This is a genomic window from Rhodococcus sp. NPDC059968 (genome assembly GCF_042738615.1).
Taxonomy (GTDB): Bacteria; Actinomycetota; Actinomycetes; order Mycobacteriales; family Mycobacteriaceae; genus Rhodococcus_F.
The window spans coordinates 1-18,534 of the sequence record NZ_JBHWUE010000099.1; the positions used below are offsets into that span (position 1 = coordinate 1).

Sequence of the window (18,534 nt, forward strand, 5' to 3'; positions counted from 1 at the left end):
CCCGGTACGTGGTGGGGTGGATGATCGCCTCCCGCGAGTCGAAGACGCTGGCCGAGCGCCTGATCGCCGAGACCATCCGGGAGCAGAACATCGGCCGTGATCAGCTGACCCTGCATGCCGATCGGGGGTCGTCGATGACGTCCAAGCCGGTCGCGTTGCTGCTCGCCGACCTCGGGGTCACCAGGTCCCATTCACGCCCGCACGTGTCCAATGACAACCCGTTTTCGGAGTCGCAGTTCAAGACGATGAAGTACCGGCCGGACTTTCCCGGGCGGTTCGCCAACATCGAGGCCGCCCGGCTGCACGGCAAGGAATTCTTCGATTGGTACAACTTCGAGCATCGCCATTCCGGGATCGGCCTACACACCGCTGCCGACGTGCACTACGGGCGAGCTACGGAGGTGCGACGCCGGCGTGGCATCGTCCTCGATACCGCCTACGCGGCGCACCCGGAACGATTCGTCCGCAACCCACCGGAGCCGCCGACACTGCCCATCACCAGCTGGATCAACAAACCACCCGCAGAGGAGGAGAACTCGACACCCTAAACCTGTCGAAACACTGTCTCAGAAAGGTTGACAGGTTCCGTGACGTCGTGGGGAGCATTGTCCGACTTGATGGCACGCACAAACGTGAACTGGCCCTCGCCCTGTACGCGATAGAGGTCGAAGCCAAATCCAGACAGGACATCTCGCAGGCGAGCCTCATCCGAACCGATGCTCGAGGTTGGCTCACAGAGCCATAGATGCCCATCGACCGGGAGAATCCTGTGCGCTTCGCGGACGTAGTCGGCGTGGTTCTTGCCCATCAGTGCCAACGACAGGATCGCGATGTCGACGGATGCGTCATCGAGCGGGACGGCAGCGATGTCGCAGACAGTCACGCGGTCGTCGAACGCGACATGGTCGAACGGCAGAATCGTGTGACCGCTCGTCACCCGGTCGGCGAGCAGCATCTCACCGCATCCGAGGTCTGCGACGACGCACGGGCGCCGGCCGTCGTTGAGCCATTTCGCGAATTCGTACGCCGGCACCGTCTCCCACTTGCGCCGGGCTTCCGTGTAGAGGTCGTGGTACCGCCGCCACTCGGCCGGATTCTCGGCGAGCCTGCTGTGTGTGACTGTGGAATTCGTTGACGCCCAAGCACCATTGAGCGCAGACAGATCGCCGTACCGACGGTTCTTGGCGCCGGGTGACATCCGTTCGACGTCCGCACCGAGAAGCTGGTCGAGAGGCTTTCGGGTGGCCGTCTGCACGTCATCGTCCTTGAGCCTGCGCAGCCATTCGAGCGAGGCGCGTGCGGCCTCTGTCGGACTGACCAGGACACCCTTCGGGACCACCCCGTCCACAGCGCAGTCGGACAGGGATTCCTTCATTTCGACACGGGCCCAGCGCTGGCCGCACCACGACCACTGGTTCTCCTGCCCCTCCGGCGTCGTGATGTCGGCGTACGTCGCCGGGATGACCACCTTGACTGTCCGTGCGGTCTGCCCCTGCCGGTGGATGCGTCCCACGATCTGCTGGTAGTTCGCGTGCGTCCACGGCAACGTGGCGAAGATGAGGGTGTCACAGACGTGCTGGAGACCGTCGACGCCAGTGGAGATGGCCTCGGAGCCGATCAGCACGTCCACCCGTTCTTCGTCCGGGACCGTGTCGCCGTTCGTCCACCTGCCGACGAAGCGGGCATACCCGTCCTTGTCGTCGCCGGTGAACAGCCCGACCCGAAGTCCGGCAGCGTGCAGTGCCTCCGTGAGCGGCTCCACGATGCCGGTGACGAACTGCGTGTAGATCAGGGTCTTACCCCCACAGCGGCAGTTCGCGACGATCGTCTCGAGCTTGTCCGCCAACAGAATCTGGTCCAGTGCGGACGGGCTGGGCTGCTTTCCGAGCGCGAGTACGTCGTCGAGGCGGTGAGACACGTCCAGCGGGACCGTGACGGGCTCGAGGTTGGCGCTGTAATCGGGCATCCACCGGGAACCCACGCGGGTGAGGTACTGATGGATGCGCATCGCGTTCGGCACGGTCTTCGCGATGGGGATGTCGTCGAGCTGGACGCCCTCGGTCAGCTCGAGCAGGCTCCGCGCCTCGTGCAGATCGTTGACGACCGGAGTGGCGGACATGGCCAACACGGCGACCTTCGGGTTGGACTTCGCCGCCTCCACCGCAACCCCGGAGAGCACCCTCCGGCGCTGCGACGGGGCGACGTTCTCCCGCTCCTTGACGTAGTGGACCTCATCGATGACGAGCATGTCGATGCGGTTCTCGCCGATGAGCGTCTTGAGCGTGCCCTCGTTGCCGGGCAGCCGGTCGTAGTTGACGACTAACCAACGCGGACCCGCCCCCCTCTTCCACACCGGCGTGAGCGTCTTCTGCGCGATGCGGGCGTTGGGGTAGCAGTTGTTGATTGAGCCGACCCAGCCCGCGACCACATTGTTCGGGCAGACCACGAGCACGATGCCAGCACCTTGACCGGCTTCGAGGAGACCAGCCGCGAGGATCGCCGACACGGTCTTTCCCGCACCCGTCCCGGACCAGTTGCCGACGCGCCTGCGCGTGAGGACCTGCGCCGCTACATGCCGCTGCATCAGGTTGGGCGACACGATCTCCGTGGCGCTGCCCGGCTTGAACGACCAGTTCGCCGGTGGAACGATGGTGAGCGCCTGCTCGTACTCGGACCGGAAGCGGAGTCGGATGCCTTCCGAGTACTGGTCCGCACGCGGTTCGAGCGTCTTGTCCAACTCGGCCTGCAGTTGTCCTCGCTCCGTCTCCGCGATGGCACCGGAGTCCAGCCGGTAGGCCAACTTCCAAATCTGTCCGGCCGCAGCGGCCGTCAAGAAGTCCACAGTGTCTTCGTCCACGCTCGCGAAGAATTTCTCGCCCATGCCGAGTATGTCGTCCACGTTGAGGGCGGGAAGAGCGAACGAGTCCTCACCCGACCCGGGATCCCCTGTCGAGGCTTCAGGGTCGGAGGCCGCTTCCGCTACCTCCGCAGCCGTCGGAAGATGGCCCTCCGGATCGAGCACACCGAGATTGTCTTCTGCCGGATCCGCCGGTTCAGTGCCCTCACCGAGCGAGCCCGACGGTTCGCGATCCCCTGCATCGCTGCCGTCGACCAACTGTTTCAAGCTCGCGGGATCGGCGAGCGCCTTCCCGATCACGTCCGACTTCGACGATGTCAGTACCCCAGCCTGCTGACAGACCGCATACAGCATCGCCGGTGTCATCGAATCCGTGTACTCAGCCAGATCCGCTACGAAGCCCTCCAGCTTTCGGACATTCCAAACACGTCCCTGGCAGTGGCAGCCCAGCGGGCGGCGGAGACGGGTCCGCCACTCCACCTTCATCGTGTACTCGTGCCCGTTGGGGCACAGCCAGTGCGCCTCGGTATCAGATCCGGCAGCGACTTCAGTTGGTCTCAGCAGGGCGTTCTTCGTAAAATTCCACTCCGCAGCGATGTCCGGGAACTGCGATGCCAGGTCATTGATCCCTGCCAGGGCACGTCGTCCTGAACAAAACGGGCAGCCGGTCCCGCCGCTGGTGCGACTCACGATCTCGGCATCCCACCGATGGCCGAATCGGCACTTCCAGTGCGCCTTCTTGTGGCTCCCCGCAATGACCTGATCCGGCGTCAGACCGCTGTTCTCCTCGAAGTCCCATACAACCGCGATCTCGGGAAACTGTGACTCCAGGTCGTTGAAGCCGACCAAAACCTGCTGATTCACGCAGATGGGACAGCCGTTACCGCCGTTGGTGCGGCTTGCGATGATGGCCGCCCAGTTGTGACCACAGCTTCCCGTCCAGTGCACTTTCCTGTTGCTACTCGCCATCATCTGGTCGGGCCGGAGCGGGCTATTCATGGCGTAGTCCCACTCCGCTGCGATTTCGGGAAACGCCGATTCCAGGTCGTTGAAGCCCGCCAGCACCTTCCTGCTGACGCAGACAGCGCAGCCGCTCTCATTCTGGGTGCGTTTGACGATTTGGGTCTGCCACTGGTGCCCAGCATTCCGGCACTTCCAGTGCGCTTTCTTGTTGCTCCCGGCGGTTACTTGGTCTGGTGTCAGGCCGATGTTCTTCTCATAGTCCCACTCCGCCGCGACGTCGGGAAACTGCGACTCGAGGTCGTTGAAGCCCGCCAGCACCCTGTTGTTGGAACACACGGGGCAGCCGGTTCCCCCCCGGGTGCGCTCCGAAATTTTGGCCTCCCACTGGTGCCCATACTTGTTGCACTTCCAGTGGACCTTCTTGTTACTGCCCGGAGTGACCTGATCCGGCGTCAGACCGCCGTTCTCCTCGAAATCCCACTCGACGGCAACTTCGGGAAACTGCGACTCGACGTCGTTGAAGCCGGCAAGGACCTGTTGATTGGAGCAGATCGGGCAGCCGTGACCATTTTTCTGGGTGCGCTTGACTATCTGGGCCTGCCACTGGTGCCCGAAATCACGGCACTTCCAGTGCATCTTCTTGTTACTGCCCGGAGTGACCTGATCCGGCGTCAGACCGGCGTTCTCCTCGAAATCCCACTCCGCGGCAACCTCGGGAAACTGCGACCCGAGATCGTTGAAGCCGGCCAGCACCTTCGTGTTGGAGCACACGGGACAACCACGCCCCTTGGTGCGGTTAGAGATCGAGGCCTCCCATTGGTGTCCGGCCTTCCGGCATCTCCAATGGACCTTCTTGTTACTGCCCGGAGTGACCTGATCCGGCGTCAGACCGGCGTTCTCCTCGAAATCCCACTCCGCGGCAACCTCGGGGAACCGAGACGAAAGGGAATCAGCAGCAGTTGTCATCGTCGGATTCCTAGTCTGGGCGCGTGAGGGTGCACCACCCGAAGCAGTAACGTCCCCGCTAGTTAACGCCCATCGGCACGGTCTTTCCGACAAGGGTCGCGAAAGCGGCAAATGCTTCGGCCCCGCACCAGGATTCCGTTCCGCGAATGGATCGTCTGCCGGCGGCCCTTCGCTGGACTCCGATCTCGCCCCGTGCAGGGTCGCCACGAGCGAGGCCTGCGATGACGACCGGCAGACGATCGGTCTATGGGACGGTCGGGTCGACCTGTGGGACAGCGGGTGCCACATCGATGTGTATGAAGGGGTCGTCCCGGGGCGGTCGCCGACCTCGTGAAGCGGCGCTGCTCCACCGAGGTCGGCGACGGTCGATTCGGTCAGCTGAGGCCGACGACTTCCTGGGCGATCGCGGCCAGGCGCGTCTGCGACGCCGAGACCACGCCGTGCCGGTTCTTGTGTGCCTCCTCGTACGCCACGATGGCGCGCACCTCCGCCGGCTCGGTCAATTCCTTGACTGCAGCCACTGCCTCCGCGACGTTGAGGTCGTCGTAGCCGTCGATGGGCAGCTCCCCCGGTTCGAGGACTCCGGCCGCGGTACGGGCTGAATGCAAAACTTCCGCGACCCCGTCGGCTCCTTCATGGCGGGTGACCTGCTCCGCGGTCTCGAGGGCGGCGTCGCGGGATGCGGTCAGGGTTTTCACGGCGACGTCGCCGGCCTGTGCGCCCCGGTTCAGCAGGTCACTGAGCGCCGGTGGGGTGGCGCGGACGGTGTCGAGGGCCCGGTCCAGGCCGCGGGCCGACCAGGAGACCGGCACGTTGACCAGCCGCACCGCGGTCCCGGCCACCGCCTGCAGCGGGGTGCGGCGCAGTGCCGCCGGCCCGCCCAAGGCCTCCTCGGCGAGGACGATGGTCAGCCAGTCCACGGTCGCCGAGTGGGCAGCGATCAGCCGGAACGCCAGGTTCTCGACATCCTTCTTCTGAGCTGCGACGGCGAGGGCCTTGATGTAGCGGGCGCGGTCGTGGAGTTGGTGTTCGAGCGCGAGATCACCGAGCAGGGCTTCGTCGAACGGCTGGGCCTGTTCGACCATCGCCTTGACCGCGGCGGCGGCCCGCCCGAGGAACGGGCCGACCAATTCCGGAACGCCGCCGAGTTCCCGGATGGCGGCCTCGATGGCCTCGGCGCGGGCGCGGGCATTGTCGGCGTTCTCGGTCAGCTCCCGGCGCACGGCCTCGGTCCGGGCCTGCGCGGTGCGGGTTTCGGCGAGCTGGATCTCGGTGTGGGTCAGGTCGAGAACTGTGCGCAGTTGCGCCAGCAAGGTCGTCGTGCTTGATGTATTCGATGTGCTCATGCGGTATTTCGCCCCTTCGGCATTTGATGGCATCGGGTCGGCGCAACGTGCACCGCTACCGCGCCTACCCAGCCCCGCCGATGGGTAAGCGCCCGGACAGGTCGAACAGGGGGAATTCGGCAACTGTTCACCAGGGACTCACACGGCCCGGGTTTTCACAACGCGCCGCTGTGCGCGGCCGCGGGTTTGTCGGTTCCTGGTAGCCGCGATCGCGACCACGAGGATCAGCAACTGGGGCAGCGAGACCTGAGACGGCGTTCTGGTCACAGCGAACATCGGCATGCAGTTCCCTGGTACTGCGGACGGCACCGGGCCCCTGGTGAGGTGCACGACCGGAAGGCCCCGCCCATGAGCGAGTTAGATGGTCAGATGTGCGGCATCCGCCCGCGCCCGCTGGGCTGCCTGTTGTTCGAGTCCGTACAGCAGCCCGAAGGCGAATCCGTTTTCGCCCGGCGTGGTGCCGGCTCGGGCACCGAGCGTGCGGAGGGTCTCGGCGGCCACGACGCTGTCCTGGTGCTCGCCCAGCACCGTCTGGATCTCCTTGTATTTGGCCGCTTTCTTCTTGGACTTCTTCTTCCCGAGGACCGGTCTGGCGAGTTCGGCGGCGTAGCGGGCCCGCTTGGCGGCCTTGCGCGCCCGGTGCAGCGCCGCGTCGTCGGTGTCGGCGACCGCGGCGGTCAGTCGCTTGTTCGCTTTACGCCCGGCCTTGCGCGTCGCCTTGCGGACGGACCGGGAATCGGCCGGGCCGGTGAACGGTGGGCCGGTGCGCCACCGTGCCAAGGTGGCCATCAGTTCCCGGTAGCGGTCGCTGTCGAGGACCGTCATCGCGTGGTCCAGGTGGCGGAGTTGCTCGGCGAGCAGATCACCCTCGATGCGGGCGGCGACCGGTCCCATCACCAGCTCGTCCGGCAGGTCGGCCACCTTCTCCGCGAACCGCGTCCGCTGCACCTGCCGGTCCCGCACCTCGCCGAGCACACCCGCATACCAAGACAATTCGGCGTCGAGGTGCGTCGCGGTCTCGGTATCGAACAGTGTTGTGAATACGCGCAGGGTGCTGCGGAACCGCCGGATACCCACCCGGGTGGAGTGGATCGGGTCCAGCCCGCGGCGCAGCCACACGTCGCCCGCCACGATCGCCTGGACCTGCGCGTCGAGGTACTCGGTCAGTGCCCGTTCCGCCGTGCCGCCTGTGTCGGCGGCGGCGGCGGGTGGGTGGTCGCCGGCGAGCGCGCGGCCGAGTTTCGACGCGTGCGGTGAGGCCGGGCACCGGCCTTGGTGAGGCGTGTGCCGACCTTGGTCAGCACCTTCGCCGCCCGGGTCTTCTCGTCGCGCTCGCCGAGTTCGACGTCCACTTCCCGCCATTCGCTGACCACGGCGACGTCCCCGGCGACGGTGGCGTGCACCAGGTCATCGGCCACCTCCGCGAGCAGCTGCTGATCCCGGTCGTACAGGCGGTGGGTGCGCCGGACGGTGGACAGGGCCGCCACCGGGTGCAGGGGTTTGCCGAGGCCGATCCCGCGGACCAGGGTGGCCAGCTCGTCGGGAACCGTCTCGCCATCGCCGGGAGGAAGGGATAGCTCGGTGCGGGCCTTGTCGGCGGGGACCTTCAATTGCCACCCGGCGCCGGTGTCCCCGGTGCGGCGGCGCAAGGTGAGGTGCTGGCGGAGCAGGTCCCGGTCGGCGGTGTCGTAGTAGACACTGCTCAGGGTGGCCGTGCCGGTGTCGAGTCGTCCACCGGCCGGGATCACCCCGTCGAGGTCGGGCAGCGTGAAGTCCGGGTCCACGTCGTACTTGTCTTCCCGCTCACGCTGCGTCGACACCATGTGTCCAGTCTGCACCCCACCACAAGGCGGCCGCGGCGATCGACTCGGCCGTCGGCTCTCGGTCGGATGCGATTCCGGTGCGACAGGAGTTAATCCCCGCGGGTTCTCAGGCGGTGACCGCGCGGCTCACGTCGACTCGTGGGGTGTTTGGGCATTGGCGGTGGAGCGACGGGCCTGCAGCGACGGCAGGATCCAGAAACCGAAGAACATCAGCATCGCCGCCGCGGCCGCGATGATCCCGGTGCGCATGTCGACCACGAAGCTGAAGATCAGCAGCACCATGCCGACGAGGGCGAAACCCAGGACGGCGATGCCGCCGATCGCCAGTCGCTGTCCGGTCGCGACGAGGGTCGGGAGGGCATGCCGCCGGAACAGCAGTCGGTGGATGCCGACCGGATCGTCAACTCCGGGCCGCGCACCAGCCTGCTGCCGCTTCTGTGGGCCATCTGCTGCACCTCTTCGCTCGATGAACTCCGAGATTGGAGCTGAAGCACCCTTCCCCCGGCCTGCGACCCGAAATGCCCGAACCCACCCGGCTACCGCCGGTTACTCACCGGTACAAGCTCTTTGACCCGCTCGCCCCGGTCACCACCCGCCAGATGGTGGTGCCCATCACTGCCGTGCGCAGTCCAAGCTGGCCCGCGACCGACATGAGATCGTGCGGCTACGGTCTCGCGGTCAGGTCGACTCGAGCGGGGTCCACGCTATTCGCGCATCCCGTCGGCTAGCTCGAGTACTCGTCCCATGTACCGCGTCACGAAGACATCCAGCGCACGCCGCGACAACTCGGGGTAGCCGGCCTTCCGGAAGTAGTGCTCGAGATCGACGAGCTTCGTACCGATACAAACGCGCTGCTCATCCAGATCAACCAGCTCGCCAACCAAGCGATCGAGTTCATCGGCCTTGCTCATCACGCTGTCCATCGATTTCACCTCGGCACCGGGCGATGGGAGTTGGCGCAGGGCGGATGCTTCCCGAAGCGCGTGGCCTCCACCCGCCCCGCTGGGAGAGCGTAACACGAATTCGAACATGCGTTCGAGCCCGTGTTGGCCCCCGGTAGCGCCCCGGCTCGGAAGGAAGCCCCCTACCGGCTTCGTTCTGCCACCCGCGGGTCGGACGTATAGCCTGACCTGCGGGTTGGTCGGATCCGCCGGCCACCGAGAACCCAAGGAGCATCGCTTATGGCATTGCCCGTGTTGACCGACGAACAACGCGCCGCGGCGCTGGCGAAGGCCACCGAGGCGCGGAAGGTGCGCGGCGAGATGCTGGCCGCCGTCAAGGCCGGTGAGCTCGACGTCGCCGCGGTCCTCGAGCGCGCCGAGAACGAAGACATCGTGAAGAAGACCAAGGTCTCCGCCCTGCTCAAGGCCCTCCCGAAGGTCGGCCCGGTGAAGGCGGCGAAGCTCCTCGAGGAGCTGTCCATCGCGGAGAGCCGCCGTCTCGGTGGCCTGGGGCAGAACCAGCGGCGGGCCCTGCTCGACGCCGCAGCATCGGCGACGGCCACCCCCTGAAAACCGGGCCCCGGAAACACCCGAGGCCCCGGCACTGTGCCGGGGCCTCGGAGTGGAATCGGTGATTCGCCCGAGTCACTGCCCCCGAGGACTTCTCGTTCTGTGCAGGTCGCGGGATCACTCGCTCACCGGTGAGTGCTTCGACGACTCCTGCCAGTTCGTCGGCAGGTTCACGTTCCGGTCCGCGGAGTCGCCTCAGGCGTTCTGCTCCATGACCGCCCTCCCTTTCCGCCGGGATAGGTCAGGACAACGTGTAACGGCGAGACGCGTGTGCAACCCGTCCGCGTCCGGCGTTTCCGCAGGTTCTCAGGTCATTCACAGGTTCCATGCATTGCTGCGACCGCCACGGGGGTGCACGATCGGGACCGTGCCTCGACGACGCTGGCCGGCGAACCCTCCGCCCCCGTGCGGCGGTGTCCGGGCGCACGGTCGCCGGGTGTTGGCCGCGGACACCCATCGGACGCTGGAGCTGGTGCGGATCGTCGCATTCGACAGCGGGCTCGCGGTGTATCTGGCGCTCACGGCCACCGGCATCCCGGCCCAGCGGGCCCGCCATCAGACCCGCACGCTGACCGACCCGGCGGATGGGTCGGCGCGGTGGTCCTACCTCGAGGTGTGCGCGGGTGCGGACCGGATCGCCGTCGCGGACCCGTACCTCGCCCGCCCGGATCTGCAGGCCTGCACGGCCGGACGGTGCATGTACCGCACCGAGCCGCAATACTGGATCGACACCCCGGCGCCGGTACGGTCGGTGACCCTCACCGCCGAGTGGCCGCAGATCGGCCTGCGACCGACGGTCGCGACGCTCGCGCTGGCACGCCTGGATCACGCCGCGAGGAATCCGCGATAGTCATCCCGCCGACCGGTCGGATGCGGACGCCCGTGGACGGTCCACCAGCACCGGGAACCGAACCAGCAGCCGGTCGACCAGCACCTGCGCCTGCTGAAGTTGGATGCGTAACGCGCGTTCCTCGGCCCGCCAATACCGCTCGAGGTCGCGATCGGTGGGCCAGAGCTGTTCGACCTGTGTCTGTGCGTGCGCGATGTGATCGAGGAGGCCGTCGGTCTCGGCCAGTAGTAGGGACAGAAAGACTTCGGCCTGGGCCGTGTCGGGATCGTGGGAGATCGGGGTCATCGGCTCGTTTCTCCTGCTCGGCGCGGCAGAACGCGCGTGCCGCACGGGGTCTCGGACAAAGACTGCGCCGCTGCGGTCCAGTCGATATCGTGCGCATCAGCCGCCGCCGCGTCAAACCCGCACGCGAGCCGTTCGGGCAGCCCGTCCGGTCTCCCCCTGGTGAAAGGATCGCTTTCCGGTGCGGTGGACGAGAATTTTCGTGTGGACGTCAGCGAGACCCAGCACATCGACGCCGTCCGTGCCCGCCTGTACCCGCGGTACCCAGATCTCCATCCCTACGTGGTCGACGAGGCGATCGACACCGCGCTCCACCGGTTCGACGGATGCCCGATCCGGGATTTCGTCCCGCTCCTGGTCGAACGAGCCGCCACTCGCGCACTCGACGTCGCACCGATCCGGTCCCCACGAGCGGAGCACCTGCCGGGGTGACACCCGGTGCGTCACCCTCGTCTCACCGGTCGCGCTTCCCAACAGTGGAGAGGTCGTGCTCAACTCGGACCGGCTCCGTGTCGACGGGGACACCTACACCCAGGCCCACGCCGCACTCCCCGGATACACGATCGTGTTTTGACGGTCACCGACCTCCCCGCCGCCGCCGATGCGGCCCGCCGACACCGCGCCTCCATGGGCCGAGGTCGGTGGTGGCGCGGCGCCCGAGACCCGCACCGGACGGGGGACGATCCCCGCCCGCGAGAAACCTTGAAAGACTCAAAGAGTGAATACCGTGGTGGCGTCCAGCGCATCCCGTGAAGGGAGCGCCGGCACCGTCGACGCCCGGCCGCAGCCGGTGGCGCTGTCGTGGCTGTCGTGAGCGACGAGTTCACCCGGGCCCCTTCGCCTGGCCGCACCTGGACGAGACCGCCGCGAACGAGATGCGGACGGAACTGATCGAGCGGGTCGACTGGCTCCGCGCCCGCTATCTCTTCGGATTCGTTGCCCCCATCGCATTGCGCTGCGGGAAACCGGCCATGCTGGTTCCTCACGGATCGATGGGGCCTGGCCCGGCGCCCGTCCGGTGCCGCGCCCGACGATGACACGCACATCGTGGGGACGGACAGGGCCGGACATACGGGACCCCGCCGGGCCACCACGACGGTGCCGAGTCAGCACCGAAGATGTGAGCGAAGCGGGGTCGAGGTGTCACGCTCTGATGGGGGTATCGGTCGCCGCGACACACCATCATCGTAGGCGCGCCCCAGCCGAACTGTCCTCGAGAAAGTCTCGGGAACCCCCGAACTCCGCCCGCCACACCTCACACCGCCCGCCGCGGTTCGCGCCCAGCAGAACTCGATTCGGCGGGAACGTCGATGACCCCGTCCTGCGCCGGGCGCGATGCCGGACGGGGGCCGGGTCCGGGTGGCGGCTGTCAACGGTAGCGACCTCACCGGAGCCCCGAGCAACTCAACCGGATGCCGAGCGGGAGCGGTCGTCGAGTACACACGAAGCTTTCGTGAAGATCTGATCAACACACGGACATCATTCGACCCGAATGGTTACGCTTCGCATGCTTTTTCATTTCGGTTGCAGTTCACTCTGAATGGGGATCCAGTATGACGCACCTCAACACATCTCGATCCGGACACAAGCGCTTCACCCGCCTGGCGGCGGTCGCGGGCATCGCCGTGCTCGCCGTGGTCACGGGCAACGGCACCGCCTCGGCCGGCGTGGACAACTCCAGTTCCGTCATCGACGTGGACGGCAACCGCATCGAGGTCCTGCAGGGCGACACCCAGTACCAGGTCGTCCCGCCCCTCGACGGGGTACCCACCAGCGTCGAGTTCTTCCACAACGGCTACGCCGCGGTCAACATCAGCGGCCCCGACGCCGCGGAGTTCGAGGGCACCAAGCTCAGCGTCGGCTACCAGATCGGCTACCCGATCGCGTTGGCCGGTGCGACCATCGTCCTCAATTCGCCCGGCCTCGGGTTCGCGATCGGGTCGGACACCGGCATCGACCTGGGACTCGTCCCCGAGTTCACCCTGGATCTGAGCGCGGGAACCAACGTCGAGCTGGCCGGTGACATCATCCCGTCGCAGGAGCTGGACATCGACCTCGAGCCCGGCGGGATCACCGAGGTCCCACTGCTCGAGGACCAGGAGTTCGACGGACCCGAGGCGCTGGTGCGGATGCAGGGCGTGCACGGGTCCATCTCCGGCGCCATCGGAGCGGTCACCATCCGGCCGTACGCCAAGGCCGTCACCGAGAACGGGGACACCGTCATGACCTACGGTGTGCCGCAGAAGCTCAACTAGGACGACGCCCGTCGGCGCATGCGCACCACGTGGGGCTTCGGCGCAGCAATGCGCCGGAGCTCCCCGTCGCCCAAGGCGCTCCACGTCAGGGTGTACGCGGAGTGACCTGCGGGCCGGTCCGGCCCGTGCCACCGTGATGGGCTCGCGGACAGTGGTCACCGGATCCTCCACCCCGACCGTCCGGCCATCCCGCATCGCTCACCGCTGCACCGGGGGTGCAGTGCGTGCGCCAGGTGGCCGAACCCGCATATCCCTCCGCCACACCGATACGACACCCGACGAGCCGCGTCCCCCATCCGCGGCACTGCTGTTCCCCATCTCCGGCCGGAGGTGGGGAACAGCAGTCCCTGAGCCTCGTACCCGTCGTACTTCGTCCCGTCGTCGACCAGTGAACGCGACCAAGGAATTCATACGGCGTCGTGTTGCCGCGGCCACGGCGAGGCACCATCGAGGTCGTGCGCTACTACGCTGGCCCGCGATCGCACCGCCGTCCTGCGGCGGTGTTCAGGTGCACGGCCACCGGCTGCTGGCCGCCGAGACGCACCTGATGTTGGCTGTGGTCCGCATCGTGGCCTACCCCGGCGGCCTCGCGTCCACCTCGCCCTGATCGCCACCGGCCCACCCGCCGAGCGGGCCTGGGATCAGACCCGGCCGCTCACCGATCCCGCCGACCGCTCGGCCCGCTGGGGGCGGGAAATCTCCGCGCGGCTGCGAAGTCGAACTCTGTATGGTGCCCGGTTCTGAAGGAGTGTCGGAACGGCCGCACGTGACGGACACACTGTTCGTCGGCGTCTCACCGCGGGTTGAGTTGTGAGGCCGTGGTAAACACGCCAATCGAAGATGCCTCCGCATCGTCGACTCCGGTGACTCGGTCCGCTTGTGTCCCGACTATCCCTCGGCCTTCGACCTGGCCCACCTGGGGACTCGCCTCGACTGGATTCACACGTCGAACCCGGTGGTCCCAGGCAGTGGAGCCATCGCCCGCACCCGAACGCGTGCGCCCGGTCGATACCCGGAACGCGGCCGCCGGAGTCAGATCGCTACCAACCCGCGTTCGGTGCGATCCGCTTCCTCGGCATGATCGATACAGTCGAGGAACGAGAACACCGCCGGATTCACCTCGACGGTCCGCCAGACCGCATACAAATCGATCGTCGGAACCGGATCGACCAATTTCACCGCCACAGAATTCGCACCCATCGCACCGAATCCTCCCGAACCGGCGCCGGCAAGCGAGGCGAACCCGACCAACGGCTTGACCGACACCATGTGCGCGGTCGCGCCCGGATCGTCCGCGGTCTGCGCGACATCGAGCGAGATCCTGCTGGCGGCGGCGGCACCGAAGATCGAGTCGTACATCGCCGGGCACTGCTCGCGGGAGAACATCACACACTCCTGCGACGCCAGCTCGGCGAACCGCACACCCGGCCGTGCCGCCCAACGGTGCCCCTTGCCGACGACCGCCACCAGCGGAATCTTCCGTAGGAGGAGGTGGTACCGGAAATCCGCGGTGCGCGGATGCCCGTACACCAGGGCGATGTCGAGGGTGCCGTCCGCGAGGTCCGCGAGCTGCGGCCCGGTTCGCTTCTCCCACAACGACACCACAATGTCCGGGTGCTCGGCACACATCTTGGCGAGGACCGACGGCAGAACATGCCGGCTGGCCGGCAGGTTGTAACCGACGTTGAGAGTTCCCGAACGACCGTCCGCGGTCGCCTTCGCGATCCGCGCCGCCTTGTCCATCTGGGCGACGATCAGCCTGGCCTGAACCTCGAATTCCCGACCCGCCGACGTCAACTTCACCTCGTGCGAGGTGCGCGCAACCAGCCGGACCCCCAGGGACTTCTCCAGCTTCTGCAGTTGCGCGCTGAGCGAGGGCTGGGTCAGGTGCAGCCGTGCCGCGGCCCGTCCGAAATGCAATTCCTCGGCGATGGTGATGAATGAGACAAGATGCCTGAACTCCACACTCACGCTCCCTATTGGCTCGTCTGGCAAGGCTAACCACGGCGTGTAACGGCCGCAGAACTCCGCGAACACGGGTAGAGCCGCCTTCGTGGACGCTGGGTGAAGTGTCCGGTGAAGCCGACCAGATGCGGTGAAATCTGCTCGATCGTCGACGAAATTCCATAATGCGTCAACGGCACGATGTGGACGCCGCCAGTACGTGTGACCGACGGTATCGGTCAATGGTGTTCGGTAAATGGTGGCGGAGACGCCGGACTCGGGCCGCCGCTTGGGTACGGAACCCGGCATCGCGGGCGGCGACCGGCGCCCGATCGGCTCGCCGCCGCCGCGTGCTGCCCACTGGCACCGACGGTACCGACGCCGCGCGGCACCCGCGGCGTGTACACGGGCGGCCTGCCGTCGGGCCTGGACCACTATGCCGGGCCGCTGCTCGCCCTTGCCGGAGAGCGGGAGCCGACCGAAGTGGCGCGTTCCTTCGAGGCCCTACGCCGACGGCTGCCGCGGACGGTGACGCGGATGAACCACGCCTGGAGCATCGGGGATGCCGACCTCTTCACCCGCGTGACGCGGCAGTGGATCGAGACCGGCACCGTCGCAACCGAACTCCGACCATGAAGAATATCCGGTCGGCAAATGGGGGTGGGTGCGAGGTAACGCAATGCCGGGGCCGGACCGGCGCCGCGGTCGACGATCCAGGCGCCGCCTTTGGCGGAACACAGTATTCAAACGCCAGCGCTGGCTCTGGCCCCTGCACTAACCTTCGAAATCGAGATGGCTCGAAACTGGTCGGGGGCTCGAACCGGGATTCGGATTCACCCGGGCCGGGTATATCTGTGTTCGCACTATCGTCACATCCCTCTTCCTGAGGAGGGACCGCAGTTCTCCGAATCCCCGTCACACAGTAGGGATGGCCACATGGCGAAGCTGACGCCGTTCCATGAGAAAGTTCGACACACTCCGACCTCTCGGACGAATTCTTTGCAATGTTCCCCGACCCGACCCGCACACACAGTTGCGCCCTACTTCGCACGCGACGACATGACGCTCGAGGAAGCCCAACGCACGGCCCTGCAGCCGCACTACGCCCGCACCCCCGACCACCGGGTAACGGCACTGCGCGCGCATCATGACGACGACGCGATGCAGATCGCCTCCGCAGAGGTCTACCCGTGCCACATCAAGTACCCCCCGGGTTCCGCCGCTCACTTCAGCAGCGGACACACCGAGATCACGCAGTTCACCCTCGCAGACCGCACCGTGGCCGCACCCGGTGAGGGATGACCCAACACCGGTGCCGGCCGAACCTGCCGACATCGTCGGCCGTCACTTCCGCCTCCCCGACTACTACGAGGTCGGCCGGGAGAAGGTCCGCGAGTACGCGCGGGCGGTCCTCGACCCACACCCGGCACACCGGAACGAGGCCGCCGCCGCCGACCTCGGCTACGCCGGACTGATCGCACCGCTGACCTTCGCCTCCCTGCTCGGTGGCGTCGCCCAACAGCGCGTGTTCACCGACCTCGTCACCGGCTACGACCTGAGCCAGGTCCTGCACACCGCGCAGCGTCAGCAATTCCACAGACCCGTCATGGTCGGGGACCGCCTGAACTGCGACATCTACGTCGATTCGTTCCGCCGCAGCCACGGACAAGACCTCATCGTGATCAAAAACGTCATCACCGACCGCCACGGCGCCCTCGTGCAGACCACCTGGACCACCATGGTTGCCGCCACGCCGGACGCGGCTACGCGCCCGGAGCCACCTCGGCGTAACCATCCGCTACCCCACGGCCAAGCTCGCAACGGACCCGAAGTCGGGAACTCCACGAAACGCTGACGGCTGGTCAGCCGACCTCGGCTCCGCGTCACTCGTGGTTTGTGTACCTTCCTCGCCGTCGCCGCGGCAAGCGTTCGCAACTACCGGCGGCAGCGTGGCCACCGATCGCCGATCACGGGTGAAGATGCGCCCAGGGTCTTGACGAAGCACCCGTTGCGGGGCACGGTGCAGGTGCGGGTCGCGTCTCGGGAATCCGTCACGTGCGCCCGCAATGCAGGGAAATCGGAAGAAATGAGTATCCGTGACTGACGTACCAGTCGATTACTCGTCCTCGCGCCCCCCGGCGCGGGTCAACACCACCGAATGGATCAAAGCCCACCTCGAGCGAATGGATCACCCCGACCCGCCGCCCGCCCCGGCTGTCGACCCCCGCACCGAATGGGTGTGAGATGTGCCGAACGGCGTTGTCGTGGCCATGGGGGCTGTTGCGTTTTGACTGGTGACAAACCTCAGGGCCGCTAACAGACGATCCCACATCGACGGAGAGTGGTGTGAGGATCGAATCACCCTCCGCCGATTCGGCAAAAGCTCTCAACTTCGAGCTCCGCTGCCATTGTGAAACAGCCCCCATGGCGCGGAGAAGGCCCGACGAGGGCCCGCCCGCCTGGCCGTCGGCACGACGCGGAGCCGAGTACAGGTTCGCCCCTTCCGACCTCCCTGCGGTGAGGCGGAGCGAGGACGGGCGCGAGCGAAGGGGTCGATCAATTCGTTGACCCGGCCGCCGCTGGGCTTGGAAAGGATTTCTGTTATGACACGCGATGAAGAGCTGCTGCACATCGACAAAGTCATCGACCGCCTCGACGTCCGGTATCCGGACGTGACCCGGGAGAGCATCGAGCAGGTGGTGCACTCGGCGCACCAGCACTTCGTGAACGGGAAGGTGCGCGACTTTGTTCCCCTGCTGGTCGAGCGACTCGCCCGCGAGAAACTCCAGGCGCTGGTGCCGTCGTAGCCGGGCAAGGGCCGCTTGTCGTCCGCACCGGAGCAAGAGGAGCCGTCCGTCGTCCAGCGCGACGGCCCACCGCCGAACGGGAGCCCAGTCGCGGCCCAGGTGATCGTTGGCGGCGAACCTCGTCGCGGGTAGTCGCCGCCCACCGTGCCGGGCGACCGGGTGGTGTGGTGCCCGTCGGTCTCGTCTCGAAAAACCACACCTGTGAGCCGACCGTGAAGCGGGCGGGTGCGGTGTTGGGCTGGTCGGGCACGGGAGATACGGGCCGGCACTCCCTGGAAACCAGCGGTTCATTTTCCGTTCACCGAGGATTAGGCTTGCGGCCGGGGGAATTCGAGCCCACGCGTCCGAGTCGCGGTGGGCATTGATGCGACCAGTGAAACTGGGTGGATGTCATGGGGATTGCGCACGGTACGGCACGGTTGGTCACGGGCGCCGGTGAGGCCGTGACGGCCACGGCCGGTGCGGTCGGTGGTGCCGCGGTGGGAGCGGTGGCCGGGAGTATGCGGGGCGTGGCGGGAGGAGTGCGCGAGGGGGTCCGGGTCGGTAGCCACTCCACCCCCGCCGCGTTGTTGACGATGGGGGCGATCGGCGCCGCCGGGCTGGTCGAGTGGCCGATCGTCCTGGGGGCGGGCGGCACCGCGCTGGTGCTGCATCAACTCCACGCCGCCCGGTCGGGCAAAAAGACCGTCACGGCATCGGCGACCACGTCGACCGTCGGCGACCGGGGCGCCGCCGAACCCGCGGCAGGATCGGCGGAGGCTGCGGGACCGACCGACAAAGCAGCCGCTGCCTCCGGCCCGGCCGGCAAAATCGGTGCCGGAAAATCATCGTCGACCGGCTCTGTGAAGGCGCGACCCGTTCGGCCGACGCCGCAGCCGTGAAATCCGCGAGCACGATTCGCCGCAACCACACTGCGGTGAGCCAGTCGCG

At 66.9% G+C, this 18,534-nt stretch carries 18 protein-coding genes and 2 pseudogenes; 13 read left to right on the forward strand and 7 right to left on the reverse strand.

Translation table 11 applies throughout. The features are described 5' to 3' along the window. On the forward strand, positions 1-548 hold a 548-nt coding region (locus ACFWAY_RS43540), incomplete at its 5' end, for a transposase (protein WP_378514858.1). On the opposite strand, the gene ACFWAY_RS43545 is transcribed toward ACFWAY_RS43540, so the two are convergent. The 4 genes and pseudogenes from ACFWAY_RS43545 to ACFWAY_RS43560 all read right to left on the reverse strand — a co-directional run bounded on the left by ACFWAY_RS43545 (position 545) and on the right by ACFWAY_RS43560 (position 8,342). Continuing rightward, positions 545-4,786 (reverse strand): zinc-ribbon domain-containing protein, encoded by a 4,242-nt coding sequence (locus ACFWAY_RS43545; RefSeq protein ID WP_378514859.1) that lies wholly within the window; start codon positions 4,784-4,786, stop codon positions 545-547. The genes ACFWAY_RS43540 and ACFWAY_RS43545 overlap by 4 nt on opposite strands. A gap of 374 nt (positions 4,787-5,160) precedes the next feature. Next, complete coding sequence (locus ACFWAY_RS43550) at positions 5,161-6,132, reverse strand: ferritin-like domain-containing protein (protein WP_378514860.1); 972 nt, start codon at positions 6,130-6,132, stop codon at positions 5,161-5,163. 357 nt (positions 6,133-6,489) lie between these two features. Next, positions 6,490-7,955: pseudogene (locus ACFWAY_RS43555) on the reverse strand (CYTH and CHAD domain-containing protein). 126 nt (positions 7,956-8,081) lie between these two features. Further along, on the reverse strand, positions 8,082-8,342 hold the full coding sequence (locus ACFWAY_RS43560) for a DUF6328 family protein (RefSeq protein WP_378514885.1): 261 nt from the start codon (positions 8,340-8,342) through the stop codon (positions 8,082-8,084). Between ACFWAY_RS43560 and ACFWAY_RS43565 the strand changes: the two genes are divergently transcribed. After that, on the forward strand, positions 8,316-8,444 hold the full coding sequence (locus tag ACFWAY_RS43565) for a hypothetical protein (protein WP_378514861.1): 129 nt from the start codon (positions 8,316-8,318) through the stop codon (positions 8,442-8,444). The genes ACFWAY_RS43560 and ACFWAY_RS43565 overlap by 27 nt on opposite strands. Before the next feature lie 215 nt (positions 8,445-8,659). Here ACFWAY_RS43565 and ACFWAY_RS43570 read toward each other — a convergent pair whose 3' ends face one another. Further along, the gene (locus tag ACFWAY_RS43570; protein WP_378514862.1) at positions 8,660-8,878 is read right to left on the reverse strand and encodes a hypothetical protein; all 219 of its coding nucleotides are present in this window, start codon (positions 8,876-8,878) and stop codon (positions 8,660-8,662) included. Between the two features lie 258 nt (positions 8,879-9,136). On the opposite strand from ACFWAY_RS43570, the gene mihF reads away from it, so the two are divergent. Both mihF and ACFWAY_RS43580 read left to right on the forward strand, forming a co-directional pair. Beyond that, a complete protein-coding gene (gene mihF / locus ACFWAY_RS43575) occupies positions 9,137-9,466 on the forward strand; it encodes an integration host factor, actinobacterial type (protein ID WP_378514863.1) in 330 nt (109 codons plus the stop codon). A 436-nt stretch (positions 9,467-9,902) separates the two neighbouring features. Continuing rightward, positions 9,903-10,316, forward strand: a complete 414-nt coding sequence (locus ACFWAY_RS43580) for a serine/threonine protein kinase (protein ID WP_378514864.1) — start codon at positions 9,903-9,905, stop codon at positions 10,314-10,316. On the opposite strand, the gene ACFWAY_RS43585 is transcribed toward ACFWAY_RS43580, so the two are convergent. Next, positions 10,317-10,601, reverse strand: coding sequence for a hypothetical protein (locus tag ACFWAY_RS43585; RefSeq protein ID WP_378514865.1), 285 nt, complete (start codon positions 10,599-10,601; stop codon positions 10,317-10,319). Positions 10,602-10,784: 183 nt separating this feature from the next. Here ACFWAY_RS43585 and ACFWAY_RS43590 point away from each other — a divergent pair, with 183 nt between their 5' ends. Both ACFWAY_RS43590 and ACFWAY_RS43595 read left to right on the forward strand, forming a co-directional pair. Then, complete coding sequence (locus ACFWAY_RS43590; protein ID WP_378514866.1) at positions 10,785-11,030, forward strand: three-helix bundle dimerization domain-containing protein; 246 nt, start codon at positions 10,785-10,787, stop codon at positions 11,028-11,030. Positions 11,031-12,151: 1,121 nt separating this feature from the next. Then, complete coding sequence (locus ACFWAY_RS43595; protein ID WP_378514867.1) at positions 12,152-12,853, forward strand: MspA family porin; 702 nt, start codon at positions 12,152-12,154, stop codon at positions 12,851-12,853. Between the two features lie 1,032 nt (positions 12,854-13,885). Here ACFWAY_RS43595 and ACFWAY_RS43600 read toward each other — a convergent pair. Further along, complete coding sequence (locus tag ACFWAY_RS43600) at positions 13,886-14,818, reverse strand: LysR substrate-binding domain-containing protein (protein WP_378514868.1); 933 nt, start codon at positions 14,816-14,818, stop codon at positions 13,886-13,888. A 201-nt stretch (positions 14,819-15,019) separates the two neighbouring features. On the opposite strand from ACFWAY_RS43600, the gene ACFWAY_RS43605 reads away from it, so the two are divergent. The 7 genes and pseudogenes from ACFWAY_RS43605 (at position 15,020) to ACFWAY_RS43635 (ending at position 18,485) form a co-directional block, all read left to right on the forward strand. Continuing rightward, positions 15,020-15,433, forward strand: coding sequence for a hypothetical protein (locus ACFWAY_RS43605; protein ID WP_378514869.1), 414 nt, complete (start codon positions 15,020-15,022; stop codon positions 15,431-15,433). Between the two features lie 368 nt (positions 15,434-15,801). Continuing rightward, positions 15,802-15,877, forward strand: a pseudogene (locus ACFWAY_RS43610) (class I SAM-dependent methyltransferase); the annotation flags it as partial. Continuing rightward, positions 15,857-16,099 (forward strand): hypothetical protein, encoded by a 243-nt coding sequence (locus tag ACFWAY_RS43615; protein WP_378514887.1) that lies wholly within the window; start codon positions 15,857-15,859, stop codon positions 16,097-16,099. The pseudogene ACFWAY_RS43610 and the gene ACFWAY_RS43615, both read left to right, overlap by 21 nt. Before the next feature lie 10 nt (positions 16,100-16,109). Next, entirely contained in the window at positions 16,110-16,652 is a 543-nt protein-coding gene (gene hadA / locus ACFWAY_RS43620; RefSeq protein WP_378514870.1) for a (3R)-hydroxyacyl-ACP dehydratase subunit HadA, read from the forward strand. 241 nt (positions 16,653-16,893) lie between these two features. Then, positions 16,894-17,040 (forward strand): hypothetical protein, encoded by a 147-nt coding sequence (locus tag ACFWAY_RS43625; protein WP_378514871.1) that lies wholly within the window; start codon positions 16,894-16,896, stop codon positions 17,038-17,040. A 360-nt stretch (positions 17,041-17,400) separates the two neighbouring features. Beyond that, the gene (locus ACFWAY_RS43630; RefSeq protein WP_378514872.1) at positions 17,401-17,604 is read left to right on the forward strand and encodes a three-helix bundle dimerization domain-containing protein; all 204 of its coding nucleotides are present in this window, start codon (positions 17,401-17,403) and stop codon (positions 17,602-17,604) included. Positions 17,605-17,996: 392 nt separating this feature from the next. Further along, a complete protein-coding gene (locus tag ACFWAY_RS43635) occupies positions 17,997-18,485 on the forward strand; it encodes a hypothetical protein (RefSeq protein WP_378514873.1) in 489 nt (162 codons plus the stop codon). Positions 18,486-18,534 lie beyond the last annotated feature (49 nt).